Genomic DNA, 15,288 nt, shown 5'->3' with positions numbered 1-15,288 from the left:
CCTGATTGGACTCTGTTCAATCATCGGATTCCACCCCCTGCAGGAGGTCCGGGTTGCGACGTGAGTCGCCGTGCTCGGAGAGGTTCGTCGGGCGCGCCTTGTCGCCGAGGAACTCCAGCCGGGAGTCCTCGCTCTCGAACTCTGCTTCCAGCACGCGGTCCGCGATCTGGTCCACGTCGATACCGTGCTCGTCGTCGTACGCGACCTTGGTCGGCGAGGTGCCGTCCTCACCGAACTCGAACTGGACGATGGTGTCCGAGGTGTCCCGGACCGTCCCGTCGTACTGCGTCTCCAGTTCGGAGAGCGCGTTGATGAGCCGACGCTGGAGGTACCCGGACTTGGAGGTACGGACTGCCGTGTCGACCAGGCCCTCGCGGCCACCCATCGCGTGGAAGAAGAACTCCCGCGGGGTCAGGCCGCCGGTGTAGGAGTGCTCGACGAAGCCGTGTGCCTCTGCACTCAGGTCGTTCTTCTGGTAGTGGCTCAGGGTACGGTCCTCGTAGCCACGGTTGATGCGCTCGCCCCGAACCGCCTGCTGGCCGACACAGCCGGCCATCTGGGTCAGGTTGAGCATCGACCCACGGGCACCGGAGTTGGCCATGACGACCGCCGGGTTGTCGTCCTGGAAGTGCTCTTCTGCGATGTCACCGGCGTTGTCACGGGCCTTCCCGAGCGTCTGCATGATCTTCATCTCCAGGGTCTCGTCGACGGTCCGCCCGGGCAGGGACTCGAGTTCGCCCGCCTCGTACGTCGAGATGAGTTCCTGGACGCGGTCGTACGCGTCGCCGATGGTCTCGTCGATGCGCTCCTGGGCCTCCGCCGGGATCGTCTCGTTGTCGATACCGATAGAGAACCCGAAGTGCATGATCGAACGCATCGCGAGCGTCCCGACCTCGTTGATGAAGATGCGGGCACGCGTCATGCCGTACACCTTCGCGATGGTGTCGACGACCTCGCCACCGAAGGCACCGACGCCGTCCTCGTCGATGGTGCCCTCGATCATCTGGCCGTCCTCGATGACGACCGTGTCGCCCGTGTTCGACGTGAACTCCATGTTCAGGTCGTCCGGCAGCAGTTCGGAGAACAGCTGGCGGCCAGTCCAGTACGGGCGGTCCGCGTCGTCGTGCCCGGTCGGTTCCGGCAACTCGTCGATGCGGGTCGCACGCAGCAGGTCGAGCGCCTGCGTCTCGTTGAACTGTGGGTTGTCGTGGGTGAGCAGGTAGGTGCCGGAAATGTGGTCCTGGATGGCACCGATGATGTTCTGCCCGAAGCGCGGGCTGAGAATCTGCTCTTGCACACGCATGAGCACGCGCGCCTCGGCACGAGCTTCCTCGTTCTGGAGCGCGTGCATGTTCATCTCGTCACCGTCGAAGTCTGCGTTGTACGGCGGGCAGACGACGGTGTTCAGACGGAACGTCTTGTACGGCATCACCACGACCTCGTGGGCCATGATGGACATCCGGTGCAGCGACGGCTGCCGGTTGAAGATGACGATGTCACCGTCGATGAGGTGCCGGTTGACCTCCCAGCCGGGGAGGATCTTCTCGGCGAGCTCCTCGCAGTTCTTCTCGGTCACCTTCAGGCGACGACCGTCGTCACGCCGGACGTAGTTCGCACCCGGGTGGCCCTCGGGGCCGTTGCGGACGTAGCGTCGCGCATCCTCGATGTTGCGCTCGGTGACGTTCATCGTCTGGGTCATCTCCTTTGCGACCCGGTCCGGGACGCCGACCTCGTTCAGCGAGAGCGTCGGGTCCGGCGAGATGACGGTACGCGCGGAGAAGTTCACACGCTTCCCCGAAAGCGAGCCACGGAAGCGGCCCTCCTTGCCCTTCAGACGCTGGGAGAGCGTCTTCAGCGGGCGACCGGAGCGGTGTCGCGCCGGTGGGGTGCCCGAGATCTCGTTGTCCATGAACGTCGTGACGTGGTACTGGAGCAGCTCCCACAGGTCCTCGATGATGAGCTGGGGCGCACCGGCCTCACGGTTCTCCATGAACCGCTGGTTGATGCGGATGATGTCGACCAGCTTGTGGGTCAGGTCGTCCTCGGAACGCTGGCCGTTGTCCAGCGTAATCGAGGGGCGGGCGGTGACCGGCGGGACCGGCAGCACCGTCAGAATCATCCACTCGGGACGGGACTTCTCGGAGCTGATACCCAGCACCTCGATGTCCTCGTCCGGGATGTCCTCGAACCAGTCGCGGATGTCCGAGGGCATCAGCTTGTTCATGTCCTCTTCGGTGAGGTCGATACCGAGCGCCTTCTCCAGCTTCTTGCGGTCGGACTCGCGTGGGCGGAACTCGCCCGAGAGGATCTGGTTGACCCGAGAGAGGTCGATACCGGTCTCGTTGGCGAGTTCCTCGCGGCCCATCCCCTCGTCCTCCTCGTCGTCGGGGTCGGGCTGCATCGCGGCAGCGATGCGCTGGGAGTATTCACCAGTGAGGACCTGCTGGACCTCGTAGTACGTGGTCGGCTTCTCGTGCTGGATGTCGAACTGAATCTCGCCGCAGTGCGGACAGCGGTCCTTCTTGCGGGCCTGCCGGATGGCGGCCTTCGTCACGTCGTTGAGGTCGCCACTGAGTCGTCGCGTCTGCGTGAGTTGCTGGCGGAACTCTTCTTTCTCGTCCTCGGTGAGGCACAACCGCGCACACTCGCGGCAGGTACCGCGGAGCAGGCGGCGGATGAGCTTCGTGAACCCGACGTGGATGACGGGCGCGGCCAGTTCGATGTGGCCGAAGTGCCCGTTACAGGAGCCCGAGTGCTTCCCGCAGGTCTTGCACTCCAGACCGGGGTCGATGACCCCCAGTCGCGGGTCCATCAGCCCCATGTCGATGGGGAAGCCGTCGTCGTCGTAGGTGTCCGCCGTGATGATCTTCGTGGCGGACATCTCTCGGTACTCCTCCGGGTCCATCAATCCGAAGTTGATTTCGCCGATCTCCTTCGGTGTCTGTGAGCTTACCATGTTAGACTGCGTCCTCCAGTTTCAGTCGCGGAGCGATACCGAGCGCCTTCATCTCGTCGAGCAGGAGCTTGAACGCGTAGGACATCTCTATCTCGTGGATGTCCGTCTCCTCGCCACAGTTCGGGCAGTAGACACGCCGCTGGTCGACGTTCTCGACCGCGCTCATCCCACACTGGCCACACACGTTGATGAACTCGCGGTCGGACTCGTCGAGCAGGCGTTCCTTGAGCGCCATCGCGGCACCGTGCCCGATGAGCACGTCACGCTCCATCTCACCGACACGCAGGCCACCCTCGCGGGCGCGACCCTCGGTCGGCTGGCGCGTGAGCACCTGCACCGGCCCGCGTGAACGGGCGTGCAGCTTGTTCGAGACCATGTGGTAGAGCTTCTGGTAGAAGATGACCCCGACGAAGATTTCCGCTTCAATCTTCTCGCCGGTGACGCCGGAGTACATTATCTCCTTGCCCGAGGACTTGAAGCCGGCCTCCTCGAGGCCGCCGCGAATCTCCCACTCGTCCTCGCCCGTGAAGGGCGTCCCGTCGACACGTCGGCCCTCGAGTGCACCGACCTTGCCGCCGAGCATCTCCAGCACGTGCCCGACCGTCATGCGGGACGGCAGCGCGTGCGGGTTGACGATGAGGTCCGGGACCACACCCTCCTGCGTGAAGGGCATGTCCTCCTGCGGTGCGATGTGGCCGACGACACCCTTCTGGCCGTGTCGCGACGCGAACTTGTCCCCGAGTTCCGGGATACGCTGGTCGCGCACGGACACCTTCGAGAGCTTCGAGCCGTCCTCGCCCTCCATCAGGGTCACGGTGTCGACGACACCGGACTCGCCCGAGCGCATGGTGACCGAGGTCTCCCGGCGCTTCTGCGGCGAGAGCCCACCCATGTCGTCCGGCTCCTCGAGGAACCGCGGCGGCGACGTCTTGCCGAGCAGCACGTCGTTCTCGTCGACGCGCGTCTCGGGGTTGACCAGGCCGTCCTCGTCGAGGTGCGTGTACGCTTCCTCACCGCGCGCACCACGCACGTCCTGGCTCGGAATCTCGAACCGGTCCTCCTGACCGCCGGGGTACCGGCGCTCCTCGCCTTCGTAGGTACGGAAGAAGTGCGAACGAGCGAGTGCGCGGTCGACCGAGCCACCGTTCAGGACCAGTGCGTCCTCGATGTTGAAGCCCTCGTAGGACATGACCGCGACGGTGAAGTTCTGGGCCGCCGGACGGTCGTCGTAGCCGATCTGTTCGGTGGTCTGGGTCTTCACCATCGAGAGCTGCGGGTAGTGCAGCAGGTGCTGGCGCGTGTCCGGGCGGATGCGGTAGTTCGCTGCGGGCAGCCCCAGCGACTGCTTGATCATCCCTGCACCCATGGTAATACGCGGCGAGGCGTTGTGTTCCGGGTACGGAATCATCCCCGCGCCGATACCGAAGATGAGCTGCGGGTCGACCTCGAGGTGCGTGTGGTCCTCGTTGAGGTCGTCGGTGTCGACGGCGACGTAGATGTCCTCTTCCTCCTCGGCGTCGATGAACTCGACGTAGCCGTGTTCGACGAGGTCGTCGAACTCCAGTTCGCCGTTCTGGACCGCCTCGAACTCCTCCTCGGAGATGAGCGGCTCGCCGTTCTCGACGACGAGCAGCGGCCGACGGGCACGACCTGCGTCCGCGTTGATGATGACCTCTCTGGTGCGGTCTTTGACCGAGACGTTGACCATCTCGGAGACGTCGCCCAGACGACGGGCCTCTCGAATCTGTTCTGCTAGCTGGTGTGGTTCGGGATGTGTCCCGACCAGACTACCGTTGACGTAGACTTTCGCTTCTCGCTGTTGGCTTGCCATTGTTTAGTCGTCCGCAGGTTGCTCCTGTCCCTGTCCCTCGAGTCCGGGGATGCCCTGTACCCCCATCGACGCGAGCTCACGCTTGAGCGCCTGTTCGTCTTCGATGTTCTGCGACAGCTCCATGGCCTGCGCGAAGTTCTTCACCAGCCCACAGTTCGGTCCCTCCGGGGTCTCGGAGGGGCAGATGCGACCCCACTGGGTCGCGTGCAGGTCGCGTGCCTCGAAGTGCGGCTGCGACCGCGAGAGCGGCGAGCGCAGGCGGCGAAGGTGCGACAGCACACCCATGAAGTCCGTCCGGTCGACCAGCTGGGAGACGCCGGAGCGGCCACCCACCCAGTTCCCCGTCGCGATGGGGTGCTCCAGGCGCTCGGTCAGCACGTCCGAGCGCACGACCGTGTTCACCGACAGTTGCCGGTTGCGCATGTTCGCGCGTTCGAGCTGGTACTTCACGTCACGTGCCAGCTTGTTCAGCGCCGTCCGGAACAGGTCCTTCATCAGGTCGCCGGACACCTTGAGACGCTTGTTCGCGTAGTGGTCCTTGTCGTCGGAGTCGCGGCGCTGCAGTGCGAGCTCGAAACACGCCTCGGCCATCCGGCAGAGGTAGAACGCCTTGTTGATGCGCACGTCCTCTTCCTCGACGCCGTCCTCGTGGAGGTGCGGGAGGAGGTACCGGTCGATGACGTAGTTCGCCCGCTTGAGCTGGTAGTTCTTGCCCTGCCCGGAGGCGACGCGCTTCCCGAGCTTCTCGATCGCGCCTTCCTGGGTCTGGACTTCGGCCGCTTCCAGATTCTCCAGCATGTACTTGACGACCTCGGGGTCGTCGCTGACGCGGTGGACGATCTCCTCGTCCGATTCGAGCCCGAGCGCGCGCACGAGCGTAACGAAGTTGATGCTGCCCGAGACCGACGGGAACGAGACCTCCAGCAGACCTTCGCGGTTGCGCTCGGTCAGCACGAGTGCCCGGTAGCCCCGGCGCTGGCTGAACGTCTTCGCGACCTGAATCTCGTCACCGTACTTGGTGTCGTACTCCGCGAGAATCTTGTTCGGCGCGAGGTCCTCGCTCGTCATCAGGACGCGCTCGGACCCGTTGACGATGAAGTAGCCACCGGGGTCGGCCGGGTCTTCACCGATCTCGATGAGTTCCTCGTCCGAGAAGCCCGCGATGTTACACTTCTCGGAGCCGACCATGATGGGCATCCGGCCCACCTTCGTCTCGGTGGAGTCGACCACGCGCTCTTCACCTTCCTCACCCTTCACGATGGACATCTCCATGAACACGGGCGCGGAGTAGGTGATGTTGCGCAGACGGGCTTCCTGCGGGTACAGCAGTTCTTCGGAGCCGTCGGCCTCGCGCACACGCGGGGTCACGACGCGAACGTCGCCCAGCTCGACGTGGACGGGCTCTTCACCTTCCTTGTCGCCGATGTCCGTCTCGATGGTCGCCTTCTCGTCGACGACCTCCTGCATGCCCCGCAGCAGGAACGCGTTGAACGACCGGAAGTGGTGTTCTGCGAGTCTATCCTTCGAGAAGTACTCTTTCGAAATCGCGCGTCGTTTTGCTCGGTCCATTATTCACTCCACCACGAGTCGGTATACTACGGCTTCGTCTGTTGTTCGTGAGTTCCGAACGACTTTGATTACGTCGCCGACCTCGGCGTCGTCGGGGAGCGCAGGGTCCGTGCGCTTGATCTTCGGAAGGTCTGTACTATCGATGTCGTACTCCGTGAGCACATCCTCGAGTTCGTCGTCGTCGAGGACGGTGTGCTCCGGAACCATTTCATGTTGGCTTACGTCTACCATGGGTGTGTCTGGCCAGAGGGAGAAGCGGCTGTCACGAGATACTACAGGTCACTATTAGTGGGACCCATTTAACGCTTGCCAAGTCGTCCGAGACTTAGCACTATCGGTTCCCGTCAGCCCGACGGGGGGTTCGCAGGACAGAGGTGTCCCAGTTGCGAATAGATGTTACAGTTCCACGATTGCACTACTCTACTAAATGGTTTGCCCCACGCCCTCCCCTACCACACGTCCATCGATTGGAAAGCCTTAATACTGCGACTGCGAAACGGATGATTGCAGGAAGCCCGGGTGGTGTAGTGGCCCATCATACGACCCTGTCACGGTCGTGACGCGGGTTCAAATCCCGCCTCGGGCGCTTTTCGAGCGAACTATTCCGACGAGCACCGCGGAGCGTGTGCTCGTCTCCGTGAGCGGGAAAGTCCCAACAGAGGATTTGAACCAGCGAGTGAAGCGAAGCGGAACGAGTGAGGTTCAAATCCCGCCTCGGGCGCTTTCTGACGAACTCAACCCTCGAGCAACCAGCTTTGCTGTGTTGCGAGCACAACGAGTTCGTCGAACACGCTGACAAGGCATTTGAACCAGCGAGCACGCAGCTCGCGGTAGCGAGACCGTGCGAGTGAGGTTCAAATCCCGCCTCGGGCGCTTCTTCGATTTCAATGCCACGAGCAGCCGCTCCCGAACCGTCTCTCCCCAGTTTCGACCAGAGCCGTCTCCGACTGAGAGATTATCAACGATATCGACCCAGAATCGGCATGAACCCATCTCGAAAAGGGGACGAGACCGAGGCGGTCATTCTCGGCGAACTGATGCGCCTTGGACTCTCGGTGTCGGTGCCCTTCGGTGACAGCGACCGGTACGATATGGTCGTCGACGACGGTGACGACTGCTACCGCGTGCAGTGCAAGACCGGAAGCTGGGTGAACGGCGCGGTGCGGTTCAGGCTCTACAGTTCGACCGTCGGAACCGACGGACGGGTGGACACGGACGACACCGCGGACGAAATCCACGCGTACGCCGTCCACTCACGAGAGATGGAGCAGGTCTACTGGGTTCCGATTGCAGACACCGGGTCCGGAGAGATGCGGCTCCGCGTCACAGACCCGCACCCGAGGGCACCACGGTCCCGAATCAACTTGGCAGCCGAGTACGAGGTCGGTTGCCGATTCGGTTGACCGGCGCAGGAACCCCCCAATCGTGGTACTGCACCTCTCGGAACCCTTATCCGTCCGGGGCTGGTCTCATCAGAAGCAATGGCGACAGGCAAGGTTGACTTCTTCAACGACACTGGCGGTTACGGCTTTATCGACACCGAGGACGCGGACGAGGACGTTTTCTTCCACATGGAGGACGTTGGCGGACCGGACCTCGAAGAGGGCGAAGAGATCGAATTCGAAATCGAGGACTCCCCCAAGGGTCCGCGCGCCGCGAACGTCGTCCGTCTCTAAGACTCGGCGACCTTCGTCGGTTCATTCTTTCAGACCCGACCGTGTAGCTCCGGCTTCGCGATTTCGGCGACAGTGCGAACACGGGACACAGGGCCGACGATTGAAAAGGCATAAAAGTACCCGGCAGTTAGCAATGAGTGCAGGGAGCCCGGGTGGTGTAGTGGCCCATCATACGACCCTGTCACGGTCGTGACGCGGGTTCAAATCCCGCCTCGGGCGCTTTCTGACGAACTCAACTCTCGAGCAACCAGCTTTGCTGTGTTGCGAGCACAACGAGTTCGTCGAACACGCTGACAAGGCATTTGAACCAGCGAGCACGCAGCTCGCGGTAGCGAGACCGTGCGAGTGAGGTTCAAATCCTGCCTCGCGGGCTTCTTCCAGTTCAACGCCACGAACAGCGGTTTTCGCGCTCGTTCTACCGTCTTCCAGCCGGGGCGAGACGTCTCCGAACCGGAGAAATACACGCCATCAGACTCTAATCGTTTAGTACCCTGCATGCATAGACAGGGTATGGCGCAGGACGGAATCGGTCGGTTCGAGCAACGAGGCCCGACGACCGAGGAGGTGACGGTACTCTTCGTCGACAACGACCCGGACTTCGCGGACGTGTCGAAGGCGATGTTGGAGCTCGAGAGCCCCTCACTCGACGTGGTCCCAGTTTCCGATGGGGAAGCTGCACTGGCAGCACTCGATGAGGGGCGAGCGGTCGACTGCATCGTGAGTGACTACGACATGCCCGTCATGAACGGGCTAGAGTTGCTCGAGTCGGTCAGGCAGCGTGACGAACGGTTGCCGTTCATCCTGTTCACGGGGAAAGGGTCGGAGGAGATCGCCAGTGAGGCCATCGCGGCGGGTGTCACGCAGTATCTACAGAAGAAACCGGGACGTGATCGGTTCACCCTGCTGGCGAACCAGATCGGGAACGCGGTGTCGCAGTATCGCACCGAGAGCGCACTCCGTGACCGGGTCAGACAGCAGGAGGCGGTGGCGACCATCGGGCAGCAGGCGCTGAACGAGCCCCAGCTCGACGTGCTGTTCGAGACGACGGTTCGACGGGTCGCACGCGCACTGGACGTGAGTCACGTCCGGGTGTTACGACGGCACGAGTCGACGGGTGAACTCCTGCCAGAGGCGGAGGTCGGCTGGGCTGCCGGGGCCGCCCCGTCTGCCCAGGCGCGCCACGTGGTCGACACTGAAGACACGCCGGTCGTCGTCGTCGACGACGTCCGCGACGAAACGCGTTTCGAGCAGAACGACGCGATGCTGGAGGCTGACGTGCGAAGTGGTGCGTGCGTGGCAATCGGGCTCCGAGGGGAGACGTGGGGCGTCCTCGAAGCTCACGCGACCACCCACCGGAAGTTCACCCAGGACGACGTGACCTTCCTGCAGAACGTCGGGACGGTGCTCGCGAGTGCGGTCGAGCGGACCGTCATCGAGAACGAGCGTCGCGAGAGCAGCGAACGGTATCGGACGCTGGTCGAGGTGTCACCGAACCCGATTCTGGTCCATCGGGACCTCGACGTCGTGTACGCGAACCCGGCGGTCGTCTCCTTGCTCGGGGCAGAGAGTGCGGACGCGGTCCTGGAGAAGTCCGTCTCGGACATCATCCACGCAGCCGACATCGACGAGGTCGAGTCGGTCATCGAGGAGGTCGAGCGGGGCGCGGTCGAACCGACGCGGCGCGAGCGCCGTATCGTCACGGAAGACGGTGAGGTCAAGCACGTCGAGACGACGTCGCGGGCCATCGAGTACCAGGGCGAGCACGCGGTGTTGACTATCGCGACGGACATCACCGAGCGCAAGCAGTACGAGCAGACCCTGAACACGCTCCACGAGACGACGCGTGACCTGATGCGGGCGGAAGCGTCCGAGGAGATCTGCGAGACGACGGCCAGGACGGCCGCGGACCTGCTCGGGCTGAGCGCGATGGTCGTCTACCGTTTCGATAGCGACGTCGGCAGGCTGGAACCAGTCGCGACGACGCCGAGTACCGCCGAGTTGCTGGAGTCGCCGCCGGCCATCGAACGCGGCGACAGCAACGTCTGGGAGACGTTCAGTGCGGGCGAGTCACGGTACTACGACGACGTGAGCAGCGACGACGGGCGACTCGCACCGGGCGTCGAGAGTGAACTCGTCATCCCGCTCGGGACGCACGGAGCCATCGTGGCCGCGAGTGGCGTCGTCGACGGGTTCGACGAGTCGACCGTCGAGATGATGCACATCCTGGCGGCGAACACCGAGGCGGCGCTCGACCGGGCCGAGCGCGAGCAGTTGCTCCGCGACCACGACCGGACACTGAGTCGCCAGAACGACGAGCTCCGGAAGTTGAACCACACGAACAATATCGTCCGGGACGTGAACCGGGCGGTCGCCCAGGCGTCGACGCGCCGGGAGATCGAGCAGGCAGTGTGTGACCGGCTCGCCGACGCGGACCCGTACGTGTGTACGTGGGTCGGTGAGGTCGACCCGGCGACGGAGTCGATGTCGCCGCTGGTGTGGGCCGACGCGGACGCGAACTACATGGACCGTGTCGGTGACACGGCAGACGTCTCCACGCCGGAAGGCGAACTCTGCAGACTGGCCACCGAGGAGCGCTCGGTACAGGTCGTCGAGAACGTCCTGAACGCCCCGGCGTGGGAGGAACGACGGACCGAGTCGCTGACCTACGGTTTCCAGACGGTCGTCGCGGTCCCACTGGTGGACAACGAGCGGGTGTACAGCGTCCTCGTGTTGCACGTCTCGACGCCCGAGACGGTCACCGACCGCGAGGTCGAGGTGCTGGCGGAACTGGGCCAGACCATCGGGTACGCCATCCACGCGGTCGAACGGACCCGGGCGCTCGTGACGGACAGCCGTATCGAACTCGAGTTCCTCGTCGACGACGAACGACTCTCGTTCAGTCGGCTCTCGAAGCAGGTAGGGGGGACGCTCTCGCTCGACGGGGCAATCGCACGCCCGGACGGGACGCACCTCTGTTTCGTGACCGTGACGGGGACGGACCCGGCCACGGTCGAGGAGACCGTCGCGGACTGGTCGGCGGTCACCTCGATCACCCGCATCACGGAGGACGAAGAGGACCAGCGGACGCTGTTCGAGATCCGGTTAGCGGAACCCCAGCTGTTCGAGTTGCTCCGCGAGTACGACGGGTCGCTCCGTGAACTCGACGCGAGCGACGGGGTCACCGAACTGCTCGTCGAACTGCCCCAGGGTGGTGACACGCGCGGGCTCTGGAACGACATCCAGGAGACCTACCCCGGCACCGAACTGGGTGCGCGCCGGGAGACGACCCGGACCGCACGGAAGAACCGCGACCTGCGGACGTGGGTCGAGAACGAACTGACCGAACGACAGTTCGAAGCGCTCCAGGCCGCGTTCTACGCTGGCTTCTACGCCTGGCCGCGTGGGGTCACGGGCGAGAAGCTCGCAGAGGCGCTCGACGTGACGCCGCCCACGTACCACTATCACCTGCGTGCGGCCGAACGCAAACTCGTCACGTCCGTATTCGAATCTGACTCTAATTGATTAGAGCCCCCTGTTCCCGGACACAAATAGGCTAGAATAAACGGTTAATCCCGTTCCTCCCATACCACCAATTGGCGAATTAGCAGCGAACCGCTGTCGCCACCCCCATACTCCCCCCAACCCCCCTTCCTGACGAACCAACTCCCGAGAGGCGTGGCTGTCGCTCCGACAGCGGTCGGCGATTCCGACGAAAAAGGACGACAGAGTGAACAGCGTGGTCGGGACGTCAGCTCCGGTCGCCGACACTGACGGTGTTGAACTTCTGGCGCGAGGTGCCGCCGGCACCGAACTTGTTGATGTCGACCCAGTCGTACGCGAAGCGTTCGTCGACCCGGTGGTAGGCCGGCAGGAGGACCATGTCCTCCCAGTTTGCCTCTTCGAGCGTGACGTACGCCTCGTTGCGTTTCTTGGCGTCGGCGTCGGTCGGAGCCTGGTTGTTCTGGATGGTCTCCCAGGCCTTCTTCGCCCGGGTCGAGCCGTTGCCAGACGCGTCGTCCCAGTCGACGTACGCACCACCGGCACCGCCAGTGGTGTCGGTGATGCTCGGCGGCGCGAGCTGGCCCCAGAAGTTGTCCGGTGCGGGCCAGTCCATCACCCAGCCGAGGGAGTACGCGGCGAGGTTCCCCTGGCGACCGCGGTTGAGGAGCGTCGCGAAGGGGGCCTCCTCGAGTTTCATGTTGATGTGGGCAGTGCTGAGCTTGTCACGCAGCAGCTTCCCGAGCCCCTGCCACGTATCGGACTTGTAGGTCGTGAACGTGACCTCGTACTTGTTGTTCGGCCCGTAGCCGGCGTCTTCCATGACCTGCCGGGCGGACTCGAGGTCCGTCTCGTTGTAGCCGTACGGATAGTTCTCCTCGGCGTGCTTCTGGTACGCCTTGTTCCCGCCGGGGTAGATGCTGGGCGGGGTGAAGTGGTACGCGGCTTCACCACGACCCTTGAACACCTGCTCTACGCCCTCTTTCTGGTTCATGGCGTAGGCGATGGCCTTGCGTGCGGGGCGCTCGACGTTCTTGGCGTTCATGCCGATGTAGAACGTGTTGATGGTGGGGACCGAGAGGTAGTCCACGCTCTCACCGTTGCGCATCGGGCCGTAGCTACCCACCTGGCGACCGAGGTCGTCGGTGGTCTCGACGCTGACCTTGCTCGGGTCGTACTTCGACGTCGGTATCGAGGGCAGGTCGGAGTTCTTGTTCTGGCCGTAGTTGTACAGCGCGTCGGGGTCGGTGATTATCTGCCAGTGGACACCTGCCACGGTCGCGGTCTCGCCGTGGTAGTCTTCGAACCGGGAGACGGACGCCATGGTGTTCGTCTCCCACTTGTCGAATTTGAACGGCCCCGACCCGATGGGGTTCTCGGTCGCGAACGTCGCGTGTTTCATCTCGCCGTCGTAGCCCTCGACGTCGCCGATGATGCCCTCTGGAAGGGCGGCGAAGGCGGTGTAGGCGAGCATCTCGAGCGAGGAGTGGAACGGCCCCGAGAGGTTGATCTCCAGGGTCGTGTCGTCGACGGCGTTCACCCCGAGCGTGCCGGGTTTGTACACCTCGACCTCCTCACCGTCCTCGTTCGTGGTGGTCGTCGTCTCGTGCTCGACGGACATCGAGTCGAGGATGAAGTAGCCCCGGCGAGAGTTGTCGGAGGCCGCGAGGCGTTCGAACGAGTAGACGAAGTCCTGTGCGGTGACGGTCTTCCCGTTGTGGAACTTCGCCCCCTCTTTGAGATTGAAGGTGTAGGTCGTGAAGTCCTCGGAGACCTGGTAGTCCGTCGCGAGGAGTGGTTCGACCTCGATGCGCGCGTCGGGGTAGTTCATCAGGGCGTCGAACACCTGCTGGATGACCTCACCGGAGGCCGTGTCGGTGGCCTTGATGGGGTCCATGGTGCTCATCGTCGCGTTGGTGAGCTGGAGCGTCGCGTCGGGGTTCCCGTCGACCTTCTCGGAGTCGTCGGTGCCGCTGGTGTCGTCGGTGCCACCGGTGCCGTCGGTGTCGTCGGTACCGTTGTCGCTCGTTCCGGCGTCGTCTGTGGTCGAACAGCCGGCGAGGGTCAGGGCGGTTGCGGCGCCACCGGTCGCTTTCAGGAACGTCCGGCGCTGGAGGGACTTTTCGTCTGACATGCACGCCACTGTTGCACGACCGTTCCAATAAGGGACACGTAAACCAAAATAGCTGTTTGTCCATTACAGACACTTTAGACAGATTATTGATAGACCTGTGAGAGTGTAATCGTCACGTATCTGACGTCAAGAAACGGGCACCCACGGTCGTGGACAGGGTCCAGTGACCGGGGGGCGGAAACACCGGGCATCGGGGCGACGACGCCGGTGTCGAGGGGTTGGCTGTGCCGACAGGAGCGGCGGTGGATGTGCGGGGGATGACAGTGGGCGGCGGTTCCTGTCGACACCTCACTGTAGCACCGGACCGGACTTAACGCCGGTGGAGACTCAAACGTTCATTTGAGACTCGGGCGCTGGTCGAGGGTGCCAGCAGCCGTTCCAGCCCGTGGACTCGACCCGCCGTGGGGTGTCTCGCGCTCTCGGACACGAACCGCGTGGACGGCCTCGCCCGTGTCGTCGACAACCGTCACGTCTCCCGGTCGGGTCGGCATGCCAGCGGTGAGGCTGTCTCCCGCGTACGCCGGGCGTGCGCGGTCGAGTGCCTCGCGGTCGGTATGGTCGGTGAGTCGGTGCGCCACGACGAGGTCGGCCTGTGAGATGGCGACCGCAGGCAACGCTCCGGGTCGCTGCGTCGCGGCCAGCAGGCTCACCCCGGGCTGGCGACCCCTCGTCAGCAGCGTCCGGAGCGCCGGGGCGGCGACCCCGTCGAAGAACACGTGCGCCTCGTCACAGAGCAGCCACGGGAGCCTGCTAATGGAGCCCGCAACGCGCGCCTCGTACAGCGCCGACGCGACCGCACGGACGACGGCGTTCATCGCCGTCGGAGGATGTCCAGAGAGGTCGAGGACGGTCGCGTCACCGGACCCGAGGACGGCGGCGTCGAGCCCATCCGGCGCGAAGACGTCCCACGAGTCGGCGAGCGCGAAGTGGTTCCGGGCGGTGCGTCGCGCGACCGGTCCACAGTCTACGTCGTCGATTCGGCGGCACATCCCTGCCAGCGTGTCGGCACCGGCCGCGGCCTGCCAGACGACCGAACCGGCCGCCGAGTCCCGGTCCAGTCCCAGCAAGTCGCACCACGACCGCGGCGGCAGGGTCGACGCGGCGACTCGCGGGTCGGACACGACCGTGGCCGGAACCGGGCCGGAATCGAGCGTCGTGAAGACGCCCAGGGGGTCGACGACCACGGGTGCGACACCCGTGGCCAGGGCCAGTCCCTCCGCGACGACCCCGAGCGTGTAGGACTTCCCGTACCCGCGTTTCCCGACGACCACCCCCGCGTGGGGGAACTCACAGTCCAGTTCGACCCTGGCCCCGTGGCTCCCGTCCGGTGCCCTGAAGTGCCCGAAGTCGACCGTTGCGCCCGTCTCGTCCGCGTCCCGCCCGATGACGACCATGGCCGGTCTGGGTGCGGTATCGGGTTTGAAGGTTCGTGTGCTGGCCCGGACGACCGGATGGCGCGCGCTGGCGAGCGTGCTGAACGCCAGTGAGGTCGCGAGCCGAATCCGCGCGAGGTCCGCACGAGCGGTAGCGAGAGCGGGCTCGTGAGAGCTTGCTCTCACGGTGGACGACCGGAACGGAGTGAAGCGTAGTGGAGGGAGTCGGCTGGGGAGGGCGTGGTTCGGTG

9 protein-coding genes and 2 tRNA genes are annotated in these 15,288 nt (G+C 64.3%); 5 read left to right on the top strand and 6 right to left on the bottom strand.

Annotated elements, in window-relative coordinates:
• Nucleotides 1–16: 16 nt before the first annotated feature.
• Genes ACSC1R_RS07650 through ACSC1R_RS07635 form a run of 4 tightly spaced genes read right to left on the bottom strand, consistent with a single transcriptional unit; the run spans nucleotide 17 to nucleotide 6,587 of the window.
• Nucleotides 17–2,956 (bottom strand): DNA-directed RNA polymerase subunit A', encoded by a 2,940-nt coding sequence (locus ACSC1R_RS07650; RefSeq protein ID WP_439028469.1) that lies wholly within the window; start codon nucleotides 2,954–2,956, stop codon nucleotides 17–19.
• A 1-nt stretch (nucleotide 2,957) separates the two neighbouring features.
• On the bottom strand, nucleotides 2,958–4,787 hold the full coding sequence (gene rpoB / locus ACSC1R_RS07645; protein WP_439028468.1) for a DNA-directed RNA polymerase subunit B: 1,830 nt from the start codon (nucleotides 4,785–4,787) through the stop codon (nucleotides 2,958–2,960).
• Between the two features lie 3 nt (nucleotides 4,788–4,790).
• On the bottom strand, nucleotides 4,791–6,356 hold the full coding sequence (locus tag ACSC1R_RS07640; RefSeq protein ID WP_439028467.1) for a DNA-directed RNA polymerase subunit B'': 1,566 nt from the start codon (nucleotides 6,354–6,356) through the stop codon (nucleotides 4,791–4,793).
• Nucleotides 6,357–6,359: 3 nt separating this feature from the next.
• A complete protein-coding gene (locus tag ACSC1R_RS07635) occupies nucleotides 6,360–6,587 on the bottom strand; it encodes a DNA-directed RNA polymerase subunit H (RefSeq protein ID WP_439028466.1) in 228 nt (75 codons plus the stop codon).
• A gap of 282 nt (nucleotides 6,588–6,869) precedes the next feature.
• Here ACSC1R_RS07635 and ACSC1R_RS07630 point away from each other — a divergent pair.
• The 5 genes from ACSC1R_RS07630 (at nucleotide 6,870) to ACSC1R_RS07610 (ending at nucleotide 11,554) form a co-directional block, all read left to right on the top strand.
• Nucleotides 6,870–6,942: transfer RNA gene (locus ACSC1R_RS07630), tRNA-Asp, on the top strand.
• Nucleotides 6,943–7,339: 397 nt separating this feature from the next.
• Nucleotides 7,340–7,759 carry a group I intron-associated PD-(D/E)XK endonuclease gene (locus tag ACSC1R_RS07625; protein ID WP_439028465.1) on the top strand — a complete coding sequence of 140 codons (420 nt, stop codon included), beginning with the start codon at nucleotides 7,340–7,342 and terminating at the stop codon, nucleotides 7,757–7,759.
• A 78-nt stretch (nucleotides 7,760–7,837) separates the two neighbouring features.
• Nucleotides 7,838–8,032 (top strand): cold-shock protein, encoded by a 195-nt coding sequence (locus ACSC1R_RS07620; RefSeq protein ID WP_261649789.1) that lies wholly within the window; start codon nucleotides 7,838–7,840, stop codon nucleotides 8,030–8,032.
• Nucleotides 8,033–8,178: 146 nt separating this feature from the next.
• A tRNA-Asp gene (locus tag ACSC1R_RS07615) sits at nucleotides 8,179–8,251 on the top strand.
• 291 nt (nucleotides 8,252–8,542) lie between these two features.
• Nucleotides 8,543–11,554: a bacterio-opsin activator domain-containing protein gene (locus ACSC1R_RS07610; RefSeq protein ID WP_439028464.1), complete on the top strand. Its 3,012-nt coding sequence runs from the start codon at nucleotides 8,543–8,545 to the stop codon at nucleotides 11,552–11,554.
• A 226-nt stretch (nucleotides 11,555–11,780) separates the two neighbouring features.
• Here ACSC1R_RS07610 and ACSC1R_RS07605 read toward each other — a convergent pair whose 3' ends face one another.
• Nucleotides 11,781–13,664: an ABC transporter substrate-binding protein gene (locus ACSC1R_RS07605; RefSeq protein WP_439028463.1), complete on the bottom strand. Its 1,884-nt coding sequence runs from the start codon at nucleotides 13,662–13,664 to the stop codon at nucleotides 11,781–11,783.
• A gap of 335 nt (nucleotides 13,665–13,999) precedes the next feature.
• Nucleotides 14,000–15,058: an ATP-binding protein gene (locus ACSC1R_RS07600; protein WP_439028462.1), complete on the bottom strand. Its 1,059-nt coding sequence runs from the start codon at nucleotides 15,056–15,058 to the stop codon at nucleotides 14,000–14,002.
• Nucleotides 15,059–15,288: the final 230 nt, after the last annotated feature.

The sequence above is a fragment of the Haloarchaeobius ordinarius genome, assembly GCF_051801355.1.
In the GTDB taxonomy this organism is placed as follows: Archaea; Halobacteriota; Halobacteria; order Halobacteriales; family Natrialbaceae; genus Haloarchaeobius.
This window is presented reverse-complemented; position numbering and strand designations above follow the sequence as displayed.

Excerpts from the sequence above, each read along its gene's own strand:
- ACSC1R_RS07650 (WP_439028469.1), bottom strand. The coding sequence starts at position 2,956 with ATGGTAAGCTCACAGACACCGAAGGAGATCGGCGAAATCAACTTCGGA.
- rpoB (WP_439028468.1), bottom strand. The coding sequence starts at position 4,787 with ATGGCAAGCCAACAGCGAGAAGCGAAAGTCTACGTCAACGGTAGTCTG.
- ACSC1R_RS07640 (WP_439028467.1), bottom strand. The coding sequence starts at position 6,356 with ATGGACCGAGCAAAACGACGCGCGATTTCGAAAGAGTACTTCTCGAAG.
- ACSC1R_RS07635 (WP_439028466.1), bottom strand. The coding sequence starts at position 6,587 with ATGGTAGACGTAAGCCAACATGAAATGGTTCCGGAGCACACCGTCCTC.
- ACSC1R_RS07625 (WP_439028465.1), top strand. The coding sequence starts at position 7,340 with ATGAACCCATCTCGAAAAGGGGACGAGACCGAGGCGGTCATTCTCGGC.
- ACSC1R_RS07620 (WP_261649789.1), top strand. The coding sequence starts at position 7,838 with ATGGCGACAGGCAAGGTTGACTTCTTCAACGACACTGGCGGTTACGGC.
- ACSC1R_RS07610 (WP_439028464.1), top strand. The coding sequence starts at position 8,543 with ATGGCGCAGGACGGAATCGGTCGGTTCGAGCAACGAGGCCCGACGACC.
- ACSC1R_RS07605 (WP_439028463.1), bottom strand. The coding sequence starts at position 13,664 with ATGTCAGACGAAAAGTCCCTCCAGCGCCGGACGTTCCTGAAAGCGACC.
- ACSC1R_RS07600 (WP_439028462.1), bottom strand. The coding sequence starts at position 15,058 with ATGGTCGTCATCGGGCGGGACGCGGACGAGACGGGCGCAACGGTCGAC.